Genomic DNA, 23867 nt, shown 5'->3' with positions numbered 1-23867 from the left:
GGCCTGATAAGCGTAGCGCTATCAGGCACTGTCGGTGGCTTTATTCACCCATTACAGCAGTTCAAACTCGCCCTGCTTCACTCTGGCAGAGTCCACGCCGATAAAGACGTTAAATTTGCCCGGTTCCGCATCGTACTTCATCTGCTGGTTCCAGAACTTCAGCGCGTCAATATCAATGGGGAAACTGACGGTCTGGGTTTCACCTGGCTTGAGGTTCACTTTCTCAAAGCCTTTCAGCTGTTTGACCGGCCGACTCATTGAGGCCGTCACATCCTGTAAATACATCTGAATGACTGTCGCCCCTTCACGCTTGCCGGTGTTGGTTACCTGCACGCTGGCAGTCACTGTTCCGTCACGTTTCATTGTCGGTGCAGAGAGCTTCACATCAGACACGGTAAACGTGGTGTAGCTCAGACCATAGCCAAAGGGATACAACGGACCATTCGCTTCATCAAAGTAGCGCGATGTATATTTGTTCGGCTTATCGGCGTTATACGGGCGACCGGTATTAAGATGGCTGTAATAGACCGGGATCTGCCCCACCGATCGTGGGAAAGACATCGGTAGCTTACCTGACGGGTTATAATCGCCAAACAGCACATCAGCAATGGCGTTACCCCCTTCGGTCCCGGCAAACCAGGTCTCGAGGATCGCATCAGCCTGCTGATCTTCCTTCACCAGCGCCAGTGGACGACCGTTCATCAGCACCAGCACCAGCGGTTTCCCGGTTGCTTTCAGCGCAGCAATCAGATCACGCTGGCTTTGCGGGATAGTGATATCGGTTCGACTAGAGGCTTCATGCGCCATCCCCTGCGCTTCACCCACTACCGCAACAACCACGTCAGACTGTTTCGCCGCGTTAACGGCTTCATCAATCATCGCCTGCGGCGAGCGTGGGTCAACTTTCACCGCCTCTTCGTACAGGTTAAGGAAGTCAACAATACCTTTATCGTTGGTGATATTCGCCCCTTTGGCGTAGACCACTTTACCTTTATCACCCAGGGCATTTTTAATGCCTGTCAGCACCGTGACAGACTGTTCGGCAACACCCGCCGCAGACCAGCTACCCATGACATCACGTTTGCTGTCTGCTAACGGTCCGACAACTGCCACGGTTGCTGTTTTTTTCAGTGGCAATGTTTCCAGACGGTTTTTCAGCAATACCAGGCTTTCACGCGCCACGTCACGGGCTTCTTTGCGATGCAAACGGCTTTCAGCATTGGTATCTTGTGGGTCAGAGTCTTTCGACCCCAGGTGGCTGTACGGGTCGTTAAACAGACCCATATCATATTTTACATTCAGTACATGGCGCGCGGCATCGTCGAGCTCCGCCATCGTAACCTTGCCCGACTTAATCAGTCCCGGCAGATACTTACTGTAATATTCATCGCTCATGCTCATGTTAATACCGGACGTGATCGCCACGCGCACAGCATCTTCAGGGTCGGACGCGGTTCCATGCTTAATCAATTCTTTAATTGCGCCGTGATCGGAAACCGTTATGCCTTTAAAGCCCCACTTATCGCGCAGCACGTCTTTGAGCAGCCAGGCATCAGAGGTGGCAGGCGTCCCATTCAGTGAATTAAGCCCCACCATCACCGCACCGCTACCGGCATCCAGTCCGGCCTTGTACGGCGGCATGTAGTCGTTAAATAAACGCTGCGGACTCATATCCACAGTGTTGTACTCTTTACCGCCCTCAACGGCGCCATAAGCAGCGAAGTGCTTGACGCTGGTCATCACTGAATAGCGATCGGCCGGGCTTTTCCCCTGCATCGCTTCCACCATGGTTTTGCCCATGATGGCAGTTAAATACGTATCTTCACCAAAACCTTCGGACGCACGGCCCCAACGCGGATCGCGGGAGACATCAACCATCGGCGCCCAGGTCATATTCAGACCATCGTCTGCGGCTTCATACGCAGAAATTCGGCCAACTGTTCTGACCGCATCAAGGTTAAAAGAGGATGCCAGGCCAAGGCTTATCGGAAACACGGTACGTTGACCGTGAAGCACGTCATAGGCGAAAAAGAGAGGGATTTTCAGGCGGCTGAGTTCCATAACCTGATCCTGCATCTTACGGATATCCTGGCGCGTGACGGTGTTAAAAATCGCCCCTACCTGTCCGTCTTTGATCATCTCACGGATGGCTTCTTTCGGGTTATCAGGTCCGACGCTTATCAAACGCAATTGCCCAATTTTCTCATCCACGGTCATCTGTTTGAGTAAATCGGTCACAAACGCATCCCGCGCTTCAGGCGTCAGTGGATGGTTACCAAACAAGGTGTCCGCCAGCGCTGGTTGCAACGCCAGGCCCACCGCGACACCTACAGAACATAGCCATTTCATGTTGATTCTCTCTTAATTTCTACCCGACGAGGCAGCGAAAATATAACAAAAACCGCAGCTTGCCGTAAGCCTAAACGGGAGCGGGGAAGAAAGCTAAGGATATTCTCTGAATTTTCAAAACCAGCATGAATCAGTGGGATACAACACAGAGACAATGCGAATGAGAAAGCGTATTGTCATACATAGCGCTATGCTTGTTCCTGATATTGAGTCCCACCACAAGGAGTGGAGAATGTCTTCCATTACAACAACTGATAATAAAGCGTTTCTGACTGAATTGACCCGACTGGTCGGCCATTCACACCTGCTCACCGAACCGGCCAAAACTGCCCGTTATCGTAAAGGCTTCCGCTCGGGCCAGGGCGATGCGCTCGCCGTCGTTTTCCCTGGATCGCTATTAGAACTGTGGCGTGTCCTCAGCGCCTGCGTCTCGGCTGACAAAATAATCCTGATGCAAGCCGCCAATACCGGTCTGACCGAAGGCTCTACGCCTAGCGGCAATGATTACGATCGCGACATCGTTATCATCAGTACTCTGCGCCTCGATAAGCTGCACGTCATCGGCAACGGTGAACAGGTGCTGGCTTATCCCGGTACGACACTGTATTCACTGGAAAAGGCGCTCAAACCTTTTGGCCGTGAACCGCATTCGGTGATCGGCTCTTCCTGTATCGGTGCTTCCGTGATCGGCGGTATCTGCAACAACTCTGGCGGCTCGCTGGTACAACGTGGTCCGGCATACACAGAAATGTCGCTCTTTGCACGTATTGATGAGCAGGGCAAGTTACAGCTGGTCAACCATCTGGGTATCGAGCTGGGTCAAACGCCGGAGCAGATCCTCAGTAAACTCGACGACGAGCGGATCAAAGATGATGATGTCCAGCACGATGGGCGTCACGCACACGATCATGATTACGTCACCCGCGTCAGAGATATTGAGGCCGATACGCCGGCACGCTATAACGCAGACCCTGAGCGTTTGTTTGAGTCTTCTGGTTGCGCCGGAAAGCTTGCGGTTTTCGCCGTGCGCCTGGATACCTTTGAGGCTGAGAAAAACCAACAGGTCTTTTATATCGGTACTAACCAGCCAGAAGTGCTGACAGAAATCCGTCGTCATATTCTGGCCAAATTTGAACATCTGCCGGTCGCGGGTGAATATATGCACCGCGATATCTATGACATCGCCGAAACTTATGGCAAAGATACGTTTCTGATGATCGACAAACTCGGCACTGACAAAATGCCGTTTTTCTTTACGCTGAAAGGCCGCACCGATGCGATGCTGGAAAAAGTGAAAATTTTCCGCCCGCACTTTACCGACCGGGCGATGCAGAAGTTTGGTCATTTATTCCCCAGCCATTTACCGGCACGGATGAAAAGCTGGCGTGATAAATACGAACATCACCTGCTGTTAAAAATGGCCGGTGGCGGTGTAGCGGAAGCACAGAGTTGGCTGACTGAGTTTTTCAAAACCGCAGAAGGTGATTTCTTTGCCTGTACGCCGGAAGAAGGTAGCAAGGCCTTTTTGCACCGCTTCGCAGCGGCGGGTGCGGCCATCCGATATCAGGCCGTCCATGCGGATGAAGTGGAAGATATTCTGGCGCTGGATATTGCGCTGCGCCGTAACGATACCGAATGGTATGAGCACCTGCCGCCGGAAATAGACAGCAAGCTGGTGCACAAGCTCTATTACGGCCACTTTATGTGCTATGTCTTCCATCAGGATTACATCGTGAAGAAAGGTGTGGATGCTCACGAGCTGAAAGAGCAAATGCTGGTGTTACTGCGTGAGCGCGGGGCACAATACCCTGCAGAACATAACGTGGGGCATCTGTATAAAGCGCCAGAAACATTGACGCGTTTTTATCGCGAGAACGACCCGACCAACAGTATGAATCCAGGTATTGGTAAAACCAGTAAGCAGAAGTACTGGAAAGAGTCGTAGGCCCGAGAAGCGTAAGCGCCATCGGGCACGTTGCCGATGGCGCTTCGCTTGCCCGGCCTACGGTTTAATCGTTTTGCGCGGTTTGCTCACCTGTCGCTGAACCCGCTGCCGCCATCTGGGCGGCTTTTTGCTTTTTATAACTCAGCGCCGCGGCCGGAACAGGCATCACCTTACCGGTTTCAATCCAGGTGCGTAAACGACTGGCATCAGCAAAGTGGGTATATTTGCCAAAGGCATCCATAACCACCAGCGCTACCGGCTTGTTATTAATGACCGTACGCATCACCAGGCAGTGACCGGCGGCATTAGTAAACCCCGTTTTGGTGAGCTGAATGTTCCAGTTATCGCGGTACACCAGATGGTTGGTGTTACGGAACGGCAGCGTATAAGCCGGATTAGCAAAGGTCGCCATGTCTTCACGCGTCGTACTCAACTGACCAATCAGCGGATACTGCTTGCTGGCAATTAGCAGTTTAGTGAGATCACGCGCCGTCGAGACGTTATGAATCGATAACCCGGTCGGTTCCACGAAGCGCGTCTGGGTCATTCCCAACGACTTCGCCTTCGCATTCATCGCCTTGATAAATGCGTTGTAACCGCCCGGATAGTGGTGCGCCAGGCTTGCCGCTGCGCGGTTTTCTGAGGACATCAGCGCCAGTAGCAGCATATTCTTACGACTGATCTCACTGTTCAGGCGCACACGAGAGTAGATGCCTTTCATTTCCGGTGTCTGGCTGATATCAACTTTCAGTTTTTCATCCAGCGGCAGTCGTGCATCAAGCACCACCATCGCCGTCATTAATTTGGTAATCGACGCAATCGGACGCACGAGGTCCGGGTGGTTCGAATAGATAACTTTGTTGGTATTCAGATCAACTATCATCGCACTACCAGAAGCAATCTCAGGTTGAGATGCCGCTGCAGTAGTCGCCGTTTTCGCTACGGCTTGGGGTGCAAAAGGAACGGCCAGCACCAGGGCAAGACTTAATAATGAAACTCGGAATTTCAGCATGATGAGGTTTCTGATAATGGTTCACGCACGTCACAACGCACACCGCCTGAAATAAGGATTATCTCAGGCTAGCTCTGGCATCATAGCGATCCGGCAGGTTTGCCGCTACAGAAGAATCATCTCGAAATGCTGCGTTGCTGACTTTTACGTCAACAACGCAGCGCAGACAGGTTGTACACCTAGAACAATCGGTACCCGTAGCCCCACAGGATCACCGTAATCGCCAGCAGAACCTCCAGCACCAGCACACCGATCGCCAGCGTTGAACTGGAAAAGCTCAGCCCTTCTTCTTTCGTGATATTCAGGAACGTTGGAATACCGAGATAGAGTAAATAGCCGGTGTAAAAAAGCGCGATGGTTCCCACGAGCGCACACAGCCAGACCAGCGGATACAGCGCCACCAGCCCGCTTAAAAACAGCGGCGTGGCAACATATCCGGCAAAGACCATACAATGCGCCAGCGACGGGCGTCGCGAGTAATTCCGCGCCATCCACCAGATCACTCTGCCCATAATGGCCACACCCGCCAGCATCACACCGTAAAACAGAATTGCCATCGCAAATCCGGTAAACAGGGATAACTTCAGTATATTGCCATCGCCAAAATTCCAGCCAATTTGCGTGGTGCCAATAAACGCACAAATCACCGGGATTGCCGCCATCAGCAGGACATGGTGGGTATAGTGATGCGAAACACTTTCGTTTTCGCTGTTGATCACGTGCATTTCACGATCGGGATGGGAAAACAGCCCCCAGACATGGTTCATACCGCCCCCTTCTTGTCAGCTCCGGACCTCAACACTTCAAGTATAATTCAGCTTTTGATTATTTTATGTACACATGAAAAATACCGATGCGCTGAATTACTGCTTTTCCGGCATGAACAATTCACTGGGTGTATGCTATGGAGCGTGGAGGTCATACAACGTATGGATATAACGCATTATGTTGAGCAATACGGCTATGCGGCGCTGATTATTGGCAGCCTTGCCGAAGGCGAAACCATTACCTTGCTAGGCGGTGTTGCTGCGCATCAGGGAATTCTTAAATTTCCGCTGGTGGTACTCTCCGTCGCGTTGGGCGGGATGATTGGCGATCAGTTGCTCTTTTTACTTGGGCGTCGTTATGGCGGCAAAATTTTACGTCGTTTCTCGCGTCATCGGGCAAAAATCCACTACGCGCAGAAGATGATCCAACGGCGTCCCTATCTGTTTGTGGTCGGCACGCGCTTTATGTACGGCTTTCGCGTCATTGGTCCGTTGCTGATTGGAGCCAGCCACCTGCCGCCGAAGATTTTCATCCCACTGAATATCCTGGGGGCGTTTGTCTGGGCTTTGCTGTTTACCACGCTCGGCTATGTGGGTGGTGAAGTGATTGCCCCATGGTTGCATAGCCTCGACCAGCATATTAAACATGGGATCTGGTTGGTTTTGGTTATCGGCGTTGTAGTGGCTGCCCGCTGGTGGATGAAACGGCGAAGTAAACGCAAAGAACAGGCAAATTGACCCGACAGCGGCTTCTGCCGGGTCAGACTATCAGGAGGCGCGGTAACCGCCGCCCAGTGCGCTGGTCAGCTGTATAGACGCATCCAGCCACTGTCCCTGTAGAACCAGACCATTAAGCTGTTCGCGTAATGCCGGAATTTTGGCCTCGCTAACCCGGGAACCCGCAATGATACCGGCGCTATATCGTGCCTGTGCAAGCCCCACGACGCGCTGTGCGTCATGTTCAATTTGCTGCTGGTGCTGGTTCTTCTGCGCCAGCGTTTCTACCTGTGATGCCGCACGCGCCACGTCATTCACCGCATCGACCACGGCCTTGTTGTAATTTGCCACCGTCAGATTGCTCTGCGCTTTCGTGATATCGAGATTCGCATTCAGTCTGCCGCTATCAAAAATAGGCAGCGTCAGTCCAGCCGTCACGCCCATCTGCTGTGCGGAATGGCGGAACAAATCGCTCAGATGCAGCGCATCCTGCTGTAAAAACGCCATCAGGTTAACGTCCGGATAGAATGCCGCTTTTGCCGCATCGATGCTGCTCAGCGATGACTCGATGTACCAATGTGCGGCCTGTAAATCAGGGCGGCGAGCCAGCAGCGAATAACCAAGCTGGGACGGTAGCTGGCTTTCTACCGCCGGTAACGTCGTCGCTTTAAGCTTCATGACGGAAGATTGCGAGTTGGTCAGTGCGCTCAGCCGCGCCTCTATCACCTTCATTTTGCCGCTGACATCGTTCAGTTGCTGCTCCGTTTTACTGGAATCGATATCCGTTTCAACGCCTTCGACAGAAGAGGTAATCCCGTTTTGATACAGTTGACGATCGACGGTGATGACGTTCTGCTGCTCGTTTTTAATCTGCGTCAGCACGGTTTTAAGCGCCGCCTGCGTCTGCCACTCCCAGTACAAACGCGATACACCGCTCGCCAGTAACTGCCGAGTTTGCTCACGCTCAGCCTCACGCGCTTTCACCTCACCAATACGCGCCGCCACTTCAGCCCGGTTTTTACCCCACAGATCCAGATTCCAGCCAGCGGTTAAACCAAAGGTGCCGTTGGTGTACCATGGCCCTGTATTTCCATCCAAATCGGTAGCAAACGGTCCCATCAGCCCTTCAGCTGACATTCTCTGGCGCTCAACGTTCGCGGAGAAATCGATCTCCGGGCCATCCTGCGCCTTAACCGCTTTAGCCTGGGCTTCTGCCAGTTGAATGCGCTGTTCTGCTACCTGCATATCTGGAGAATTCTTGAGGGTACTGTCAATCAACGCATTCAGCTGTGGATCGTGATACGCCTTCCACCATTGGCTATCCGGCCAACCATTTTTTAATGCCGCAGGCAACGCGGAGTCAACGTTCACAGCGGGCGTCTGCTGTGACAGCGATTGGCGATTGTCATGCATAGGTGCACAACCGACCATCAAAATAAGCAGCGGCAAACATGCCGTTGCAACAAGAACAGAGTTACGATTCATGGGAATATACAGGTGAGAAAAGATGTACAGAGAGTACGACTTACCGCATTCTCTTTTTTAGTTACGCGTGGCAATACATCTTTTGAAATAGAATCACATAATTAAGAAACATATACATAACAAATGATTCTGTCAAAATAATTCCACTGAATTATAAATGGAGGCGTAATGTCACAAACGCTTATCAGGCCTACGAATTACGCGTCCGTTCCGTAGGCCGGATAAGGCGGTTACGCCGCCATCAGGCGATAATAGGGATGGCCTGAATCGCGCGTGCAATATCCGGTGAATTATTCAACGCCCTAATTTCCTGAAACAGTTCTGTCGCTTCAACATATTCTTTACGAAGATAGCCCAGCCACTGTTTGATACGCGCCACATGATACAGCCCGGTATCACCCTGTTTTTCCAGTCGGGTATATTTTTGTAGTAACGTCACAACTTCAGGCCATGGCATACGCGGTTCGTTATATTTCACCACGCGACTCAAATTCGGGATATTAAGCGCACCGCGCCCGATCATGACGGCATCGCATCCGCTGATAGCCATACAGTCCTGTGCGCTTTGCCAGCCCCAGATCTCACCATTCGCGATAACCGGGATATTGAGACGCTGGCGGATCTCGCCAATTGCCTGCCAGTTAATGTGCTCAGCCTTATAACCTTGCTCTTTCGTTCGCCCGTGCACCACCAACTCGCTGGCTCCGGCCTGCTGGACGGCATCAGCGATTTCGAACTGCCTGTCACTGCTGTCCCAGCCCAGACGCACTTTTACCGTCACCGGTAAATGGGCCGGAACCGCATCACGCATGGCCTTCGCGCCACGGTAAATCAGCTCAGGGTCCTTCAGTAACGTTGCGCCACCGCCGCTGCCATTCACCAGCTTCGACGGGCAGGCAAAGTTTATAAAGAGTAAACATTATTGATGTGTATAAACTCATGCAATCTACTAACATACTAAAACACTTATCGAAAACTTTTAAAAAGGATATAATCCCCTACAACAAATAAAAAAGGATGAACACATGGGTATTAAATCAATAAAAATAAAAAATTTACTTTCATATGATGAAATTCACATCTCTGATATTAAAGATATAAACTGCATAATTGGAAGAAATAACACAGGAAAATCTAACCTGTTAAAATTGATAAGATTCTTTTATACAAAATTAGAACGACGAGATGCACTTCCACCTAAATTGAATAACAATTACAGCTCCTATGGTGAAATATCAATTGAATATGACATAACCAGAATATCTAAAATAGTGAGAGGACACAAAAACAACAATAATAAATTCTTTAAACAAATTGCAAGCACTCTTTTAAAACAAGCATACTATGAAAGATTGTCATTTTTTCTAACCGAATCAAAAAATGATAAAACCTTCACTTTAAGTCTAAAAATAAAAAATGATGAATCAGTGCAATGGTCGACAAAGGACACTAAAACCCTAAATATAATAAATCATCTATTCCCTTATTTCGACATTGAAACTCGTCATGTTGACTTATATGATTGGGATAAATTGTGGGTATTAATTAGCAAACTAAAATCATTTAACACAGAGAAAATATCTAATGAAGAGATAGTTGCTTTTTTTGATAGCAAAATAGGTGAGAATAGCAAGTCGTACTCTGATTACATTAATAAAATAAAAGAAATCACTAAAACATCTAAGTATGGATATAAAGAGAAAGTTCTAAACTATGTTAAAGTAGGGTTAGATGGTCAAACATTTCAGATCGATGGTAAAAAACTAGAAATTCAATCAGATGGAACAAATTCTTTCAAATACATTGAAATATTTCTATCCCTGTTGATATCCCTTACAAGAAGAGACTATATAACACCAATAGTATTCATTGATGAACCTGAAATAGGATTGCATCCAAAAAAAAGCGAGCAATTAATAGAAAACCTCTATGAAATATATATGTCATTTAAAAAAAGTAAAGAAGGAATAGAGCAAAACAAATATGCAACACCATATCCAAACATTTTCATGTCTACACATTCGCCTAATATATTAAAATCTGTTGTTAAAGAATTCGGCATAAACCAGCAGGTATTACATTTTTCTATGTTAAATGAAAATACTAACATAAGGAAAATGAATTCAACATATGATGACCATCGCTTTTTAAATATATTCAATGATAATGAAGCAAGACTGTTTTTTAGTGAATTTATATTCTTCGTTGAAGGTGTAACCGAGCAAGAGCTTTTCTCTAATAAATTGCTCACTAACAAATTTCAGCATTTAAAAAACATTGATATATATGCCACAAGCGATGTTGCATTAAAATATATAAATCCTTCCTATTCAAACACTGCAATTCCATATATTGTCTTATATGACGCCGATCATTTATTTTCATTTGATAATCAAAATAAAAAATTCACATTAAAGACTGGCAAATTAAGTATTGCTCAAGTTAGAAACAAATACAAGTATTCATATATAGGCTCTAGCAACTTTCAAGCAAAAAGAAACATAGATATGTTCCTTAAAGGATTAAATAACACAACTATTCAGACGGACAGCAATAATATCAATATAACCAACATTGATTGGCATGGATTAATTAATCGCATTAATAAGTTCATACTTTCAAAAGAAAACTACTGGATCACATCCACAACAATTGAAGGCTGTTTAATTAATGAAAAGAGCTTAATTTTATTTAAAAAATGGATGCTTAGTGAAGTGTTGGGAAATTTAAATCCAAAAAACATTGGGAATATAGATGAAATAATAAACTCAGCTCGGCTTAGCCCATACTTAAATGATACGCAGCTTTTACAAACCTGTGAATCAGTCTTAAGCAACAATCCTGCCATTCAAACACTTAGTGATCAAAATAGATTATTCATAAGAAAATTGAAAAGTGACTTAGTTAAATTACTTAGTAGACGATTAAATGCAGTTTTCCCTGACGACAAAATTCAATCCATTGTACTCAGGCTATTATTCTGTGGAAAGACTGAAACACTAACAGCCACTTTTAATAAAAATTTCAAAAAAATTGTACCCGTTCATTTTGCGACCGAAATATCAAATTTTAGAAATGACTTTACAATGTTGGGCTATTTAACAGAAAAGACTAGTGGATGGGTTACCAAGTTTGTTGATTTTTCAATCAACGAAATTGAGAAAAACTCAGCAGACATTAAAGGATTTCACGACGAGTTTAGGTTGATTTTCTCAGAACTAAGTAGTATTTTAGATAGACTTCGGTTCCGATAGATAAATGGGCCATAGAAGTTTATGGCGAACGCTTGACGTTCCTATGATCAGATTTGATCTGATCAGCCTATTATTTACTAGCCGGTCTCACTAGTCTTAATTAGACTTTGTAAGCCACTGAAGTGAAAGTCTGTTCATTGTATCGGAACCGAAGTAATCATGAATAAGATCACAAGAAAAATCCTCATAGAAAAAATTCTTTTACTAAAGAAAGATGAAATTGATGAATTTTATCAAACTGCAATACCTGATTCCCATGTAGTTGAAAAAAAATATAAAAATAAGTTCATGTATTCACTGAACTACAGTAGCACATTTAGAAAAATACAATCAAATATAAACACTGTATTAAATCCATTATTAGATTTAAATAATTCCGCGATAGCATATAGGACAGGATTCTCATATTTTGATTTTCTAGAACCTCATGCTAAAAACTATCATTTTCTTAGAATGGATATTAGCTCGTTCTTTCATTCCTTGAACGTGGATGACGTTAAAGAAACAATTAGCCAATATATTGATGATGATGTAGTAAATACAAAACACAATCAAAAATTAATAGACGTAATTATAAAATGCATTACCTATACAATCCCTACTAAGTTTGAAAATAAAAATTTTCACGACAAAGCAATTCTCCCAATGGGCTTCAGCTCATCCCCTATAATATCTAACATTTCATTCAGAAAAATAGATATTTTAATACAAAAACTATGCGTGAAACTTAATATTACTTATACAAGATATGCCGATGACATGCTTTTCTCCTCCCCAAGAAACAAAAAAATAATCCATTCAGAGTTCTTTCTTAAAGAAATAAAAATATTAGTATCTTTATTAGGATTGAAAATAAACAACAAGAAGACGATAATAAAATCTCATACAATTTCCTTGAATGGATATATTATACAGAACCAGATCAGACTTACTGGTTTTGCAGGTCTTTTCTCTCCTCTTTCTCCATCAGAAATAAGACTATCGAATAAAAAAACAGTCATAATTGACAAACTTTTACACCATATTCTTGTTAAGAAAAATAGTAATGAAGAAATCCTCAAAAAGCTATTTAAACAAGATGTGAGAAAAATGATGCGTTATGGCAACAGAGAAAAATATGTCAAAGCTTATTCTCTAGACCAAATACTAAACAAACTGACTGGATATCGTTCATTTTTATTATCAATAATCTCTCATAACACAAATTTAAATCAACTTCCGATGAAACCATAGAAAAATATAAAATACAAATTAATAAAATTGAAAAATGCATTAACATCCTCGATAAGAAAAAAATCCACACCTGAGTATGTACTCTTCCTTAGAAAATAGTTAAAATTTTTTAGGGAGGAGATTATGCTTTGTTATTCATATGTTAGATTCAGTACACCAGACCAAGCTAAAGGTGATAGTTATCGTCGCTAAATGGAGTTTGCCAGTAACTATTGCAAGCTCCATAATCTAACTCTAGTTGAAGATCTCAGCTTCAAAGATCTTGGTGTAAGTGTAAATAGACCCGTTTTAGTTCCAGGCATTTTTTGAGATCCCGGCCAAATGATTGTGTTGCCGATATTCCTCAGGCGTCATATTGTTCAGTGATTCATGCGGGCGTTCACAGTTATATTCTGACACCCATCTTTCCGTGATTTCCCGCACTTCATTCAGCGTTCTGAACAGATAAAAATCGAGTATTTCTGTACGGTATGTTCGGTTAAAGCGCTCAATAAAAGCGTTCTGCGTCGGCTTACCCGGCTGAATAAATTCCAGTTTTACTGCATGTTGCTCTGCCCATTCAGCCAGTGCAAGTGAGATAAATTCCGGACCATTATCCATGCGTAGCATGACCGGATAGCCGCGATTTGCCGCGATCCTGTCGAGTACACGGACCACGCGCAAAGCTGGCAGATTCAGATCGATTTCAATCGACAATGCCTCACGGTTAAAGTCATCAACGACATTGAACGTGCGAAAACGACGACCACAGACCAGAGCATCATGCATAAAATCGACAGACCAGCTCTGGTTCAGCGCTTCTGGTGTGGCCAGCGGCGAGGGATTACGCACCGGCAACCGTTGTTTGCCTTTACGGCGAAAATTCAGCTTCAGCAGACAATAAATACGATGGATCCTTTTGTGATTCCACGGGTATCCCTGCCGCCGCAGAACCTGGAAAAGTTTTGGAAAACCGTACCGTGGGTATCGCTCTGCCACTGCCTGCAACACGACAATAACGGGTTCGTCACGCGTGGTATCCGGACGGTAATGGTAAACCGTTCTGCTCAGGTTAAGACTCCGGCAGGCCTGACGGATACTGAGCCCAAATGTCGTTATCAGATGAGTGACCAGCTCACGCTTAAAGGCTGGTTTTAAAGCTTTTTTTCGATAACGTCTTTCAGCGCCCGGTTCTCAAGGCTCAGGTCGGCAAACATCTGTTTGAGACGCCGATTCTCGTCCTCAAGATCTTTGATCTTTTTAATATCAGAAGCCTCCATGCCGCCGTATCTGGACTTCCAGTTGTAGTAGGTGGCTTCAGATATACCGGCCTCCCGGCAGACATCTTTAACAGTTCGTCCGGCTTCAACCGATTTAATTACGGCAATGATCTGATGCTCAGTAAAACGGGCTTTACGCATAGCGATCTCCTTTGTTGGCAGAGTGATTATGCCGGAGGATCTCTAAATGTGAATGGCACGATTATGCGGGATACTTACAAAATCATTTCGTATCTTTCTTGCGTGATTTTTTTCGAAGTCATCATCTATCTCCATTAGTGTTTTAACATACGTTTTAAAACTTAACTCTAATTATTTTCCTAATTTATTAATTGCAAAGGAAATATCTGTTGAGTGCTTCATTGTTCGAATCATTGTAAAGAGCTCAGTGGCCTCAACATATTCTTTACGCAAATATCCTAGCCATTGTTTGATGCGTGCAACGTGATACAAACCTGTATCGCCCTGTTTTTCAAGCTGACTATATTTTTTCAGAATTTCCACTACATCCGCCCATGGCATACGAGGGGCGTTGAATTTAATTACGTGGCTTAAGTTTGGGATATTTAGCGCACCACGTCCGACCATCACTGCATCACAGCCCGTTGCCGTCATACAATCTTGCGCACTTTGCCAATCCCATATTTCGCCGTTAGCAATCACCGGAATCGATAACCGTTTGCGGATTTCACCAATCGCTTGCCAGTTAATACGCTCCGCTTTATAGCCATCCTCTTTGGTACGTCCATGCACCACCAGCTCGGTGGCACCAGCCTGCTGGACAGCATCCGCAATCTCAAACTGCCGCGCGTCGCTGTCCCAACCGAGTCGAATTTTAACGGTTACGGGGAAGTGAGCAGGCACCGCCTCACGCATGGCCTTCGCGCCGCGATAGATGAGCTCAGGATCTTTTAACAGCGTCGCCCCGCCGCCACTGCCGTTAACGAGCTTTGAAGGACATCCGCAATTAAGGTCGACACCATGTGAACCCAGCTCAACAGCACGAACAGCATTCTCCGCAAGCCACCCCGGGTGCTGCCCTAGCAGTTGGATACGGACTAAAGTGTCGGATTTAGTGCGGCTTTGATTATGTAATTCAGGACATAATCGATAAAAGGATTTTTCCGGCAATAACTGGTCTACTACACGTAAAAACTCTGTAATGCAATGATCGTAGTCGTTTACTTCAGTTAAAAGCTCTCGCACTAACGAGTCGAGAACACCTTCCATCGGAGCTAGTAATACTCGCATGTATTTCCTGAAAAATTCAAAATGGACATTATTACTCTAGAAGCTGGTGCTATAATTCCTGATCAGATTTATACCTTCTAAGTACAACATAGCTAAGATCGCCGCACCATAGAATCGGTTTACCAGTTGTTGCATACAAACATTTACCAATAATTAGAGCATGACAGCCATCCAACTCGTCTAGACTGTTGACTACCTTAAATTGTTCTCTGAAAGCACTAGCTATATCTTGCTGAATACAAACACTTAAACCTGATTTAATATTACCCGCGTTTAACCAAATTTTCCCATCATTCGTTTGCCCGACATCACTGATGAATCCCCAAAAGATCCTCCGTGCTCCATCCATCCATGGCTTAACATTTGCAAATTCAACAAATAGTTCAGCACCATTCTCTGGTAAATCACTAAAATCCTGACCTTTGAAGCCAATCTTCTTTTCTAAATAACATTGCCCTTTTGATTGTACTAATTTGTAGAGCAATCGTTTCAAAGTAAAATGTGCTGGATATTTTACACTGCTACCGTCGTTAGATTTTTCACCCGTAAACCTCTGTCCTACAGGTGTAGCTGCGGAGGTTTGTTCAGCCAGTTTCACGTCAATATCATAGCTTTGAGTTAAATCGAGATCTATAACCAAGCCACTATCAGTATCTGATACTGGTAATGCCTTATCATTGCTACCCTCGCCCACTGCTTCATATGAAGTACCTAATGAGCAGTTTTCCTGGTGATGGGCACAAAAATGCGGTGCATCATTTCCATAACTAGACCGTCTAAACCATGCATCTCCACTACATTCGGTACACAGTAAACTACGTCTTTTTGATTGAATTTCAGCAGTGGGCAGCGCGTAAAATGCCTCAGCCGTCCATTCCTGCTCATCAATAGTACAAAAGGCTTTATCCACCGAGCTTCCCTCCACTGACCTTTTTTTTCATCATACCATTACGCATATAGAACATTGAGATAGCGGCGATGATCTAGTTCAAATTATTGGATGAAGCTATTGTACTAAGTTGATCCTTCATAAACTTAGTCCAGCCACAGTTTAGATCGACGCCATACGAACCCAGCTCAACCGCGCGGGCTGCATTTTCTGCCAGCCACTGCGGATACTGCCCCAGCAGTTGTATACGCACCGGCGTACCGGATGTCGTGCGGCTGGCGTTAAGCAGCTCTGGGCAAATGCGGTGAAAGACTTTTACCGGCAGCAGTTGATCCACCACGCGAACAAATTCGGTGATACAGAGATCATAATCATTCACTTCAGTCAGCAGCTCGCGCACCAGCGAGTCGAGCACGCCTTCCATCGGTGCCAGTAAAACACGCATATTGTTACCCGCAAAAAAGAGAGGCGCTATGGTAACGTCTCTATGCTGGAGATTAAAGCGTCTCAGCCCAGGCACAGGTTTGGTTATGCTGATTGGGGGCATTGCCTGATGTTCCAGATATCTATTTCCACTATGCTTAGAATTCATGATGTGATCGGTAGCACGTTTTAAAGTTTAATTGTATGATGAATCAGTCTCGTCAAGGGTTTCAAATATGAGCAAGTCACTGAACATTATCTGGCAATATTTACGCGCATTCGTCCTCATTTATGCCTGCCTCTATGCAGGTATTTTTCTTGCCTCACTGCTGCCAATCACGATTCCGGGCAGCATTATCGGCATGCTGATTCTGTTTGTATTACTGGCATTACAGATCTTACCGGCAAAATGGGTAAACCCGGGTTGCTACGTACTGATCCGTTACATGGCCCTGCTGTTTGTCCCGATTGGCGTGGGGATCATGCAGTACTTTGACTTGCTACGCGCACAATTTGGTCCGGTCGTGGTGTCCTGCACCATCAGTACACTGGTCGTATTCCTGGTAGTGAGCTGGAGCTCGCACATTGTTCACGGCGAACGCAAAATCGTTGGTCAAAAAGGGTCTAAACAATGATGTCGTATATCTGGTGGTCGTTACCCCTCACCCTGGCGGTATTTTTTGCTGCACGTAAGCTGGCAGCGCGATGTAAACTGCCGCTGCTAAATCCGCTGCTCGTCGCGATGGTAGTGATTATTCCCTTTCTGATGCTGACCGGTATCCCCTACGATCACTACTTCAAAGGCAGCGAAGTGCTGAACGATTTATTGCAACCTGCTGTCGTCGCTCTGGCCTATCCGTTATATGAACAGCTGCACCAAATCCGTGCCCGCTGGAAATCCATTATCGCAATCTGTTTTGCCGGCAGTGTCGTGGCCATGGTCACAGGCACATCTATTGCCCTGCTGATGGGGGCTTCACCAGAGATTGCCGCCTCTATTATGCCTAAATCGGTAACCACACCTATCGCTATGGCTGTGGGCGGGAGTATTGGTGGTATCCCGGCAATCAGCGCAGTGTGCGTTATTTTTGTCGGTATCCTCGGTGCCGTATTTGGCCATACCCTGCTGAATGCAATGCGCATTCGCACTAAAGCAGCACGTGGGCTGGCAATGGGTACGGCTTCACACGCCCTGGGCACGGCTCGCTGTGCTGAACTGGACTACCAGGAAGGCGCATTTAGCTCACTGGCGCTGGTGATTTGCGGGATTATCACCTCATTGGTTGCCCCCTTCCTGTTCCCGGTTATCCTGGCAGTGGTAGGCTAATCTGCATTTTTAAGCTGTTTATTTGCGATGCGTTGCACATTTTTAATTTAAGTTTCATAAGTTGCATACACAATGAGATTTAGATCACATATAAAGCCCTGTCAGGCCCGTAAACTACGGTTCCATTACATTGTTATGAGGCAACGCCATGCATCCACGTTTTCAAACTGCTTTTGCCCAACTCGCGGATAACTTGCAATCAGCCCTGGCCCCTATTCTGGCGGATGTACATTTCCCCGCCATGCTGACGGCTGAGCAGGTATCTTTGCTAAAACGCGAATCGGGACTGGACGAAGACGCGCTGGCATTCGCTCTGCTGCCTTTAGCTGCGGCCTGCGCACGCACTCCGCTGTCCAACTTCAACGTTGGCGCGATCTCACGTGGTATCAGCGGAACCTGGTATTTCGGTGGGAACATGGAGTTTCTTGGTGCCACAATGCAGCAAACCGTTCACGCCGAGCAGAGCGCTATTAGCCATGCCTGGTTACGTGGCGAAAAAGGACTCGCCGCGATTACCGTCAACTACACCCCTTGCGGGCACTGCCGTCAGTTTATGAATGAGCTGAACAGCGGACTGGATTTGCGTATTCACCTGCCTGGGCGTGAACCACACGCACTACGCGACTATCTGCCGGACGCTTTTGGGCCAAAAGATCTCGACATCAAGACGCTGTTGATGGACGACCAGGATCACGGCTTCGCGCTGCAAGGCGATGCGCTGACCCAGGCGGCGATTGCCGCAGCAAACAGATGCCATATGCCCTACAGCAACTCCCCGAGCGGCGTGGCGCTGGAGTGTAAAGATGGACAGATTTTCAGCGGTAGTTATGCTGAAAACGCCGCCTTCAACCCAACACTGCCACCGTTGCAGGGTGCATTAAACCTGTTGAGTCTTAACGGTTACGACTATCCGGACATTCAACGTGCGGTGCTGGCAGAAAAAGCGGATGCGGCGCTTATCCAGTGGGATGCGACGTCTGCCACGCTGAACGCGCTGGGTTGCGACAATATCGAGCGCGTACTACTCGGTTAAGTCGTGACGCCCGGTGGCGCTGCGCTTACCGGGCCTAAAAGCCAACCGTACAGTATGTTGGCCCGATAACGCCGCGTCATCGGGCAACAGTGACTAAAATCCCCTCAATCAGACTGCTGTTTCTTGCGCTCCGCCGTTGGGTACAGTAGCCTGATTGAAATTCCATCCAATTATCGAGTTTTCTGCATGTTAAAGCGCGTGTTTTACAGCTTGTTAGTCCTGGTAGGCTTGCTGCTGTTGACAGTGCTTGGGCTCGACAGATGGATGAGCTGGAAGACGGCCCCCTACATCTATGACGAATTACAGGATCTCCCCTACCGTCAGGTTGGTGTTGTCCTGGGCACGGCAAAATACTACCGTACCGGCGTCATCAATCAGTATTACCGCTACCGCATTCAGGGCGCATTAAATGCGTATAACAGCGGCAAAGTAAACTATCTGCTCCTTAGCGGCGACAACGCACAGCAAAGCTATAACGAACCGATGACGATGCGTAAAGACTTGATTGCCGCGGGCGTCGATCCCGCTGACATCGTGCTCGATTACGCAGGGTTCCGTACGCTTGATTCGATTGTACGCACCCGCAAAGTATTCGATACCAACGATTTCATCATCATTACTCAGCGATTCCACTGTGAGCGCGCATTGTTTATTGCGCTACATATGGGCATTCAGGCTCAGTGCTATGCGGTACCCTCGCCAAAAGATATGCTTACCGTGCGGGTACGCGAATTTGGCGCTCGCTTTGGTGCGCTGGCCGATCTCTACCTTTTTAAACGCGAGCCACGTTTTTTAGGTCCGCTGGTACCCATCCCGACCATGCATCAGGTACCCGATGATGCTCAGGGATATCCGGCAGTCACTCCGGAACAATTACTCGAATTACAAAAGAAACAAGGAAAATAAGCATGGATGTACAAACTCTCTTCGTCGTATTGGCCTTTCTGCTCATTCCCCTCTTTTGTTTCCGGGAAGCCTGGAAAGGATGGCGCTCCGGAGCCGTAGATAAAATTAAGAAGAATGCGCGCGAACCGGTTTATGCTTATCGCTCGCAAGAGCCTTTGCAATTTTGGTCCTATGTGCTGGTTTATGCCGGATGCGGATGTTTATCATTGGGTATGGTTGTTTATTTGGTATTTTATCGTTAACGATATTGTCTTTATATTAGATGTTGAGAATAACTAATATTATGATAACGGTTACCATTTCAATATAAGGGATTCATGCTGCCCGTCAGCATTTCCCTCACACCTTCTTCTATTTGTGAATCCTTTCACAGAATACTCTTCCTGCAGTGCTTAGCCTTAAGAATAGCCTTTCACTTTTTATATTTTGTTATTAACGGTTTGCCTTAATTTACTCAAGCATTAAGGAAGAAAATATGCCACAACAAAATTATCTGGATGAGCTCACGCCGGCTTTCACCCCATTATTAGCAATAAAAGAGGCTTCTCGTTGTTTATTATGTCACGATGCCCCCTGTAGTCAGGATTGCCCGGCGCAAACCGACCCAGGGAAATTTATTCGCTCCATTTATTTCCGCAATTTTAAAGGCGCGGCTGAAACTATTCGGGAAAATAATGCGCTCGGTGCGGTGTGCGCCCGGGTATGCCCAACCGAAAAATTATGCCAGCGCGGATGTACGCGTTCAGGAATTGATAAACCTATCGATATTGCGCGTCTGCAGCGATTTATTACCGATTTTGAACAGCAGACCGCAATGAAAATCTATCAGCCCGCAACAAAAACGCTGGGCAAGGTCGCCATCATCGGTGCAGGTCCGGCCGGATTACAGGCCAGCGTAACGCTGAGTAATCTTGGCTATGACGTCACCCTCTTCGAAAAGCAGGCCCAGCCAGGCGGCTGGTTGCGTTATGGCATTCCAGAGTTTCGTCTGCCGCAGACGGTTTTAGATAATGAGATTGCCCGTATCGTGGAAATGGGCGTGACCATCAGATGCAATTGTGAAGTGGGTAATGCCCTCTCCCTTGAGCAACTCAAAACAGAATACCGCGCCGTACTGGTGACCGTAGGGATGTCTTACGGTTCTACGTTGCCTCTGTTTGACCACGCGAATAATGTCGAAATTGCCGTCGACTTCCTGCAACGGGCCCGACAGTCAGGCGGCAATATTAGTGTCGCGCAAAGCGCATTGATCATCGGCGGTGGCGATGTGGCAATGGATGTCGCCAGTACACTGAAACTGCTGGGCTGCCCGTCCGTCACCTGTGTCGCACGTGAGGAACTGGCCGAATTCCCTGCCAGCAACAAAGAGTTCAACAGCACCCAGGCGTTAGGGGTATCGATTATTGACGGTTTCACGCCTGTGGCGGTTAGTGGAAATCGCGTCACCTTTAAGCATGTACGCCTGCCGGGAGAACTCTCGCTTGAAGCCGAACATATTATTCTTGCCGTCGGTCAACATGCGCAGCTTGATGATTTCGCCGCGTTAAAACCACAGCGCAATCTTATCGATACGCACAATTACCAAACCGCCGATCCGGTTATGTTTGCCGCGGGCGATATTGTTAAAGGCGATAAAACCGTTGTATACGCCGTGAAAACCGGAAAAGAAGCCGCTCAGGCCATTCATCACTATTTAGAGGGAGCTTGCTCATGTTAACGAAAGATCTTTCTATTACTTTTTGCGGCGTCAAATTTCCCAACCCGTTCTGCCTCTCTTCTTCTCCGGTGGGCAACTGCTATGAGATGTGTGCCAAAGCCTACGATACCGGCTGGGGCGGTATTGTTTTTAAGACAATCGGTTTCTTTATTGCCAATGAAGTCTCCCCACGCTTTGACCATCTGACCAAAGAAGATACCGGCTTTATCGGCTTCAAAAACATGGAGCAAATTGCCGAGCATCCGCTGGAGGAGAATCTGGCTGCAATTCGCCGACTGAAACAGGACTACCCAAACAACGTCCTGATTGCGTCGATCATGGGTGAAAACGAAGAACAGTGGCAGGAGCTCGCTCGTCTGGTTGAAGAGGCAGGTGCAGACATGATCGAATGCAACTTCTCCTGCCCGCAAATGACCTCACATGCCATGGGCAGCGATGTCGGGCAAAGCCCTGAGCTGGTCGAAAAGTATTGTCGGGCGGTTAAACGCGGCTCCGCCTTACCAATGCTGGCTAAAATGACACCAAATATTGGTGATATGTGCGAGGTGGCGCTGGCAGCTAAGCGCGGAGGTGCTGACGGTATCGCGACCATCAATACGGTTAAATCCATCACCAATATCGACCTGAAGCGCAAAATCGGGATGCCAGTCGTCAACGGTAAATCCAGTATTTCTGGTTACTCCGGCAAGGCCGTGAAACCTATCGCTCTGCGCTTTATTCAGCAACTGCGTATGCACCCTGAACTGCGCGATTTCCCGATTAGCGGTATTGGGGGGATTGAAACCTGGGAGGATGCCGCCGAGTTTCTGCTGTTGGGTGCTGCCACGCTGCAGGTAACCACCGGGATTATGCAGTATGGCTACCGAATCGTGGAGGACATGACCAGCGGGCTGTCGCATTACCTCGCCGATCAAGGATTTGACTCGCTGGAAGAGATGGTTGGTCTCGCTAACGCCAATATCATCCCCGCAGAGGAACTTGATCGTAGCTACATCGTCTATCCACATATCAATCTCGCAAAATGTGTGGGCTGTGGCCGCTGCTACATCTCCTGCTATGACGGTGGGCACCAGGCGATGGAATGGAATGAGGAAACCCGTACACCACACTGCAACACGGAAAAATGCGTGGGCTGCCTGCTGTGCGGTCACGTTTGCCCGGTAGCCTGTATCGATCTCGGTGAGGTGAAATTTAAAACCGGCGAGAAAGCGCATACGTTAACGTTGTAACACTCACAAAAAAGCCCGGTGCAGATTGCGCTGCGCCGGGCTTTTAGCGTTTTAATCGTTACTTCTTACGTGCGTATTTCAGTGAATCCAGCGCGACGGCGAAGATGATGATGCCGCCCTTAATAATGTACTGCCAGTAAGGGTTCACGCCGATGTAGGTCAGACCGTAGTTGATGACGGTGAAGATAATCACACCGGTCACCACGCCGAAAACCGTCCCCACGCCACCGCTGAACGACACGCCGCCAACCACGCATGCCGCAATGGCATCCAGCTCGTACATAAAGCCGAGGTTGTTGGTCGCAGAACCGATACGCCCTGCTTCCAGCAATCCACCGAAGGCATAGAACACACCAGACAGCGCATAGATAATCAGCAGGTTCAGCGCCACGTTTACACCGGACACTTTCGCCGCTTCAGGGTTACCGCCGATAGCGAAAATATTTTTACCAAAACGGGTCTTGTTCCACAGCACCCAAACAAAGGCCACGGCAATCAAGGCATAGAAAGTAATGTAGGAGAGTCGGAAACTACCCAGCGCAATAAAGCCCTGCGCAAAGGTTGAGAACCCGCTGTCAAAGCCAGAAATTGGCGATGCTCCAACAAAGTCGTAATACAGGGAGTTAATACCGTAGACGATAATCATCGTACCGAGGGTGGTAATAAAGGGCGTCACATTCAGATAAGCAATGATGATACCGTTTACCAGACCGATGACAGCACCGATAACGCAGACAATCAGCACGACCACAATAATGGGCATCGTCGCCATTTCCGGGAACACCTTGTTGGCGTTCTCCATCGACTGCAGCAAGGTTGCTGCAACGACCGCCGCCAGGCCAACCTGGCGCCCTGCTGACAGGTCCGTCCCTTGCGTAACAATCAGCCCGGCAACACCCAGCGCGATAATAATACGCACGGAGGATTGCGTCAGAATATTACTCAAGTTCAGTAAACTTAAGAAAGTGGGATCCTGGAAAATAATAATTGCCAGCAAAACCAAAAGAACAACGTAAATTCCGCCTTCTTTCAGGTAAGTAAGAAAACTTTTCTTATTTAACGCACTCATGA

19 protein-coding genes and 2 pseudogenes are annotated in these 23867 nt (G+C 47.1%); 11 read left to right on the top strand and 10 right to left on the bottom strand.

Annotated elements, in window-relative coordinates; genetic code table 11:
• Positions 1–51 precede the first annotated feature (51 nt).
• On the bottom strand, positions 52–2349 hold the full coding sequence (gene bglX / locus QMN38_RS05680) for a beta-glucosidase BglX (RefSeq protein WP_271440056.1): 2298 nt from the start codon (positions 2347–2349) through the stop codon (positions 52–54).
• A gap of 232 nt (positions 2350–2581) precedes the next feature.
• Between bglX and dld the strand changes: the two genes are divergently transcribed.
• A complete protein-coding gene (gene dld / locus QMN38_RS05675; RefSeq protein ID WP_137382297.1) occupies positions 2582–4294 on the top strand; it encodes a D-lactate dehydrogenase in 1713 nt (570 codons plus the stop codon).
• A 64-nt stretch (positions 4295–4358) separates the two neighbouring features.
• On the opposite strand, the gene pbpG is transcribed toward dld, so the two are convergent.
• Both pbpG and QMN38_RS05665 read right to left on the bottom strand, forming a co-directional pair.
• Entirely contained in the window at positions 4359–5306 is a 948-nt protein-coding gene (pbpG, locus tag QMN38_RS05670; protein ID WP_048211180.1) for a D-alanyl-D-alanine endopeptidase, read from the bottom strand.
• Between the two features lie 179 nt (positions 5307–5485).
• The gene (locus tag QMN38_RS05665; RefSeq protein WP_005129189.1) at positions 5486–6073 is read right to left on the bottom strand and encodes a Yip1 family protein; all 588 of its coding nucleotides are present in this window, start codon (positions 6071–6073) and stop codon (positions 5486–5488) included.
• Positions 6074–6235: 162 nt separating this feature from the next.
• On the opposite strand from QMN38_RS05665, the gene QMN38_RS05660 reads away from it, so the two are divergent.
• Complete coding sequence (locus QMN38_RS05660; protein ID WP_271440058.1) at positions 6236–6811, top strand: DedA family protein; 576 nt, start codon at positions 6236–6238, stop codon at positions 6809–6811.
• 30 nt (positions 6812–6841) lie between these two features.
• On the opposite strand, the gene mdtQ is transcribed toward QMN38_RS05660, so the two are convergent.
• Together mdtQ and dusC (QMN38_RS05650) are read right to left on the bottom strand one after the other, a co-directional pair.
• Positions 6842–8275 carry a multidrug resistance outer membrane protein MdtQ gene (gene mdtQ, locus QMN38_RS05655; protein ID WP_323604681.1) on the bottom strand — a complete coding sequence of 478 codons (1434 nt, stop codon included), beginning with the start codon at positions 8273–8275 and terminating at the stop codon, positions 6842–6844.
• 241 nt (positions 8276–8516) lie between these two features.
• A pseudogene (gene dusC / locus QMN38_RS05650) lies at positions 8517–9182 on the bottom strand (tRNA dihydrouridine(16) synthase DusC); the annotation flags it as partial.
• Between the two features lie 118 nt (positions 9183–9300).
• Between dusC (QMN38_RS05650) and QMN38_RS05645 the strand changes: the two are divergent.
• On the top strand, positions 9301–11529 hold the full coding sequence (locus QMN38_RS05645) for a retron Eco8 family effector endonuclease (RefSeq protein ID WP_323604680.1): 2229 nt from the start codon (positions 9301–9303) through the stop codon (positions 11527–11529).
• A 159-nt stretch (positions 11530–11688) separates the two neighbouring features.
• Complete coding sequence (locus tag QMN38_RS05640) at positions 11689–12762, top strand: reverse transcriptase domain-containing protein (RefSeq protein ID WP_323604679.1); 1074 nt, start codon at positions 11689–11691, stop codon at positions 12760–12762.
• A gap of 288 nt (positions 12763–13050) precedes the next feature.
• Here the strand turns inward: QMN38_RS05640 and QMN38_RS05635 are convergent.
• The 4 genes and pseudogenes from QMN38_RS05635 to QMN38_RS05620 form a co-directional block, all read right to left on the bottom strand.
• Positions 13051–14162 (bottom strand): IS3 family transposase gene (locus QMN38_RS05635; protein WP_323604678.1). Its coding sequence is split into 2 segments (ribosomal slippage): positions 13051–13901 and positions 13901–14162, totalling 1113 coding nucleotides; the frame shifts between segments, so codons are not numbered across the junction.
• Between the two features lie 171 nt (positions 14163–14333).
• A complete protein-coding gene (dusC, locus tag QMN38_RS05630; RefSeq protein ID WP_323604677.1) occupies positions 14334–15272 on the bottom strand; it encodes a tRNA dihydrouridine(16) synthase DusC in 939 nt (312 codons plus the stop codon).
• 49 nt (positions 15273–15321) lie between these two features.
• The gene (locus QMN38_RS05625) at positions 15322–16182 is read right to left on the bottom strand and encodes a hypothetical protein (RefSeq protein WP_323604676.1); all 861 of its coding nucleotides are present in this window, start codon (positions 16180–16182) and stop codon (positions 15322–15324) included.
• A 133-nt stretch (positions 16183–16315) separates the two neighbouring features.
• A pseudogene (locus QMN38_RS05620) lies at positions 16316–16606 on the bottom strand (tRNA-dihydrouridine synthase); the annotation flags it as partial.
• 214 nt (positions 16607–16820) lie between these two features.
• On the opposite strand from QMN38_RS05620, the gene QMN38_RS05615 reads away from it, so the two are divergent.
• The 7 genes from QMN38_RS05615 (at position 16821) to preA (ending at position 22796) form a co-directional block, all read left to right on the top strand.
• Complete coding sequence (locus QMN38_RS05615) at positions 16821–17219, top strand: CidA/LrgA family protein (protein ID WP_005129194.1); 399 nt, start codon at positions 16821–16823, stop codon at positions 17217–17219.
• On the top strand, positions 17216–17911 hold the full coding sequence (locus QMN38_RS05610; RefSeq protein WP_202038276.1) for a CidB/LrgB family autolysis modulator: 696 nt from the start codon (positions 17216–17218) through the stop codon (positions 17909–17911). The genes QMN38_RS05615 and QMN38_RS05610 overlap by 4 nt, the downstream gene beginning before the upstream one ends.
• A gap of 148 nt (positions 17912–18059) precedes the next feature.
• Entirely contained in the window at positions 18060–18944 is an 885-nt protein-coding gene (gene cdd, locus QMN38_RS05605) for a cytidine deaminase (protein WP_137382291.1), read from the top strand.
• Positions 18945–19130: 186 nt separating this feature from the next.
• A complete protein-coding gene (gene sanA / locus QMN38_RS05600; RefSeq protein WP_137382290.1) occupies positions 19131–19850 on the top strand; it encodes an outer membrane permeability protein SanA in 720 nt (239 codons plus the stop codon).
• 2 nt (positions 19851–19852) lie between these two features.
• Entirely contained in the window at positions 19853–20092 is a 240-nt protein-coding gene (locus QMN38_RS05595; protein ID WP_137382289.1) for a DUF2542 family protein, read from the top strand.
• A 233-nt stretch (positions 20093–20325) separates the two neighbouring features.
• Positions 20326–21567, top strand: coding sequence for an NAD(P)-dependent oxidoreductase (locus QMN38_RS05590; RefSeq protein WP_323604675.1), 1242 nt, complete (start codon positions 20326–20328; stop codon positions 21565–21567).
• A complete protein-coding gene (preA, locus tag QMN38_RS05585; protein ID WP_323604674.1) occupies positions 21561–22796 on the top strand; it encodes an NAD-dependent dihydropyrimidine dehydrogenase subunit PreA in 1236 nt (411 codons plus the stop codon). The genes QMN38_RS05590 and preA overlap by 7 nt, the downstream gene beginning before the upstream one ends.
• Positions 22797–22854: 58 nt before the next feature.
• Here preA and mglC read toward each other — a convergent pair whose 3' ends face one another.
• Positions 22855–23865, bottom strand: a complete 1011-nt coding sequence (mglC, locus tag QMN38_RS05580) for a galactose/methyl galactoside ABC transporter permease MglC (RefSeq protein WP_005129205.1) — start codon at positions 23863–23865, stop codon at positions 22855–22857.
• Positions 23866–23867 lie beyond the last annotated feature (2 nt).

Origin of the sequence: Citrobacter sp. R-1.5.2, from assembly GCF_035064245.1 — a bacterium.
In the GTDB taxonomy this organism is placed as follows: domain Bacteria; phylum Pseudomonadota; class Gammaproteobacteria; order Enterobacterales; family Enterobacteriaceae; genus Citrobacter.
This window is presented reverse-complemented; position numbering and strand designations above follow the sequence as displayed.

What these genes read in the sequence shown, in the direction of transcription:
- mdtQ (WP_323604681.1), bottom strand. Translation starts at nt 8,275, where the DNA reads ATGAATCGTAACTCTGTTCTTGTTGCAACGGCATGTTTGCCGCTGCTT.
- mglC (WP_005129205.1), bottom strand. Translation starts at nt 23,865, where the DNA reads ATGAGTGCGTTAAATAAGAAAAGTTTTCTTACTTACCTGAAAGAAGGC.
- QMN38_RS05615 (WP_005129194.1), top strand. Translation starts at nt 16,821, where the DNA reads ATGAGCAAGTCACTGAACATTATCTGGCAATATTTACGCGCATTCGTC.
- pbpG (WP_048211180.1), bottom strand. Translation starts at nt 5,306, where the DNA reads ATGCTGAAATTCCGAGTTTCATTATTAAGTCTTGCCCTGGTGCTGGCC.
- QMN38_RS05610 (WP_202038276.1), top strand. Translation starts at nt 17,216, where the DNA reads ATGATGTCGTATATCTGGTGGTCGTTACCCCTCACCCTGGCGGTATTT.
- QMN38_RS05660 (WP_271440058.1), top strand. Translation starts at nt 6,236, where the DNA reads ATGGATATAACGCATTATGTTGAGCAATACGGCTATGCGGCGCTGATT.
- QMN38_RS05645 (WP_323604680.1), top strand. Translation starts at nt 9,301, where the DNA reads ATGGGTATTAAATCAATAAAAATAAAAAATTTACTTTCATATGATGAA.
- dld (WP_137382297.1), top strand. Translation starts at nt 2,582, where the DNA reads ATGTCTTCCATTACAACAACTGATAATAAAGCGTTTCTGACTGAATTG.
- preA (WP_323604674.1), top strand. Translation starts at nt 21,561, where the DNA reads ATGTTAACGAAAGATCTTTCTATTACTTTTTGCGGCGTCAAATTTCCC.
- cdd (WP_137382291.1), top strand. Translation starts at nt 18,060, where the DNA reads ATGCATCCACGTTTTCAAACTGCTTTTGCCCAACTCGCGGATAACTTG.
- QMN38_RS05590 (WP_323604675.1), top strand. Translation starts at nt 20,326, where the DNA reads ATGCCACAACAAAATTATCTGGATGAGCTCACGCCGGCTTTCACCCCA.
- QMN38_RS05665 (WP_005129189.1), bottom strand. Translation starts at nt 6,073, where the DNA reads ATGAACCATGTCTGGGGGCTGTTTTCCCATCCCGATCGTGAAATGCAC.
- sanA (WP_137382290.1), top strand. Translation starts at nt 19,131, where the DNA reads ATGTTAAAGCGCGTGTTTTACAGCTTGTTAGTCCTGGTAGGCTTGCTG.
- dusC (WP_323604677.1), bottom strand. Translation starts at nt 15,272, where the DNA reads ATGCGAGTATTACTAGCTCCGATGGAAGGTGTTCTCGACTCGTTAGTG.
- QMN38_RS05640 (WP_323604679.1), top strand. Translation starts at nt 11,689, where the DNA reads ATGAATAAGATCACAAGAAAAATCCTCATAGAAAAAATTCTTTTACTA.
- QMN38_RS05595 (WP_137382289.1), top strand. Translation starts at nt 19,853, where the DNA reads ATGGATGTACAAACTCTCTTCGTCGTATTGGCCTTTCTGCTCATTCCC.
- bglX (WP_271440056.1), bottom strand. Translation starts at nt 2,349, where the DNA reads ATGAAATGGCTATGTTCTGTAGGTGTCGCGGTGGGCCTGGCGTTGCAA.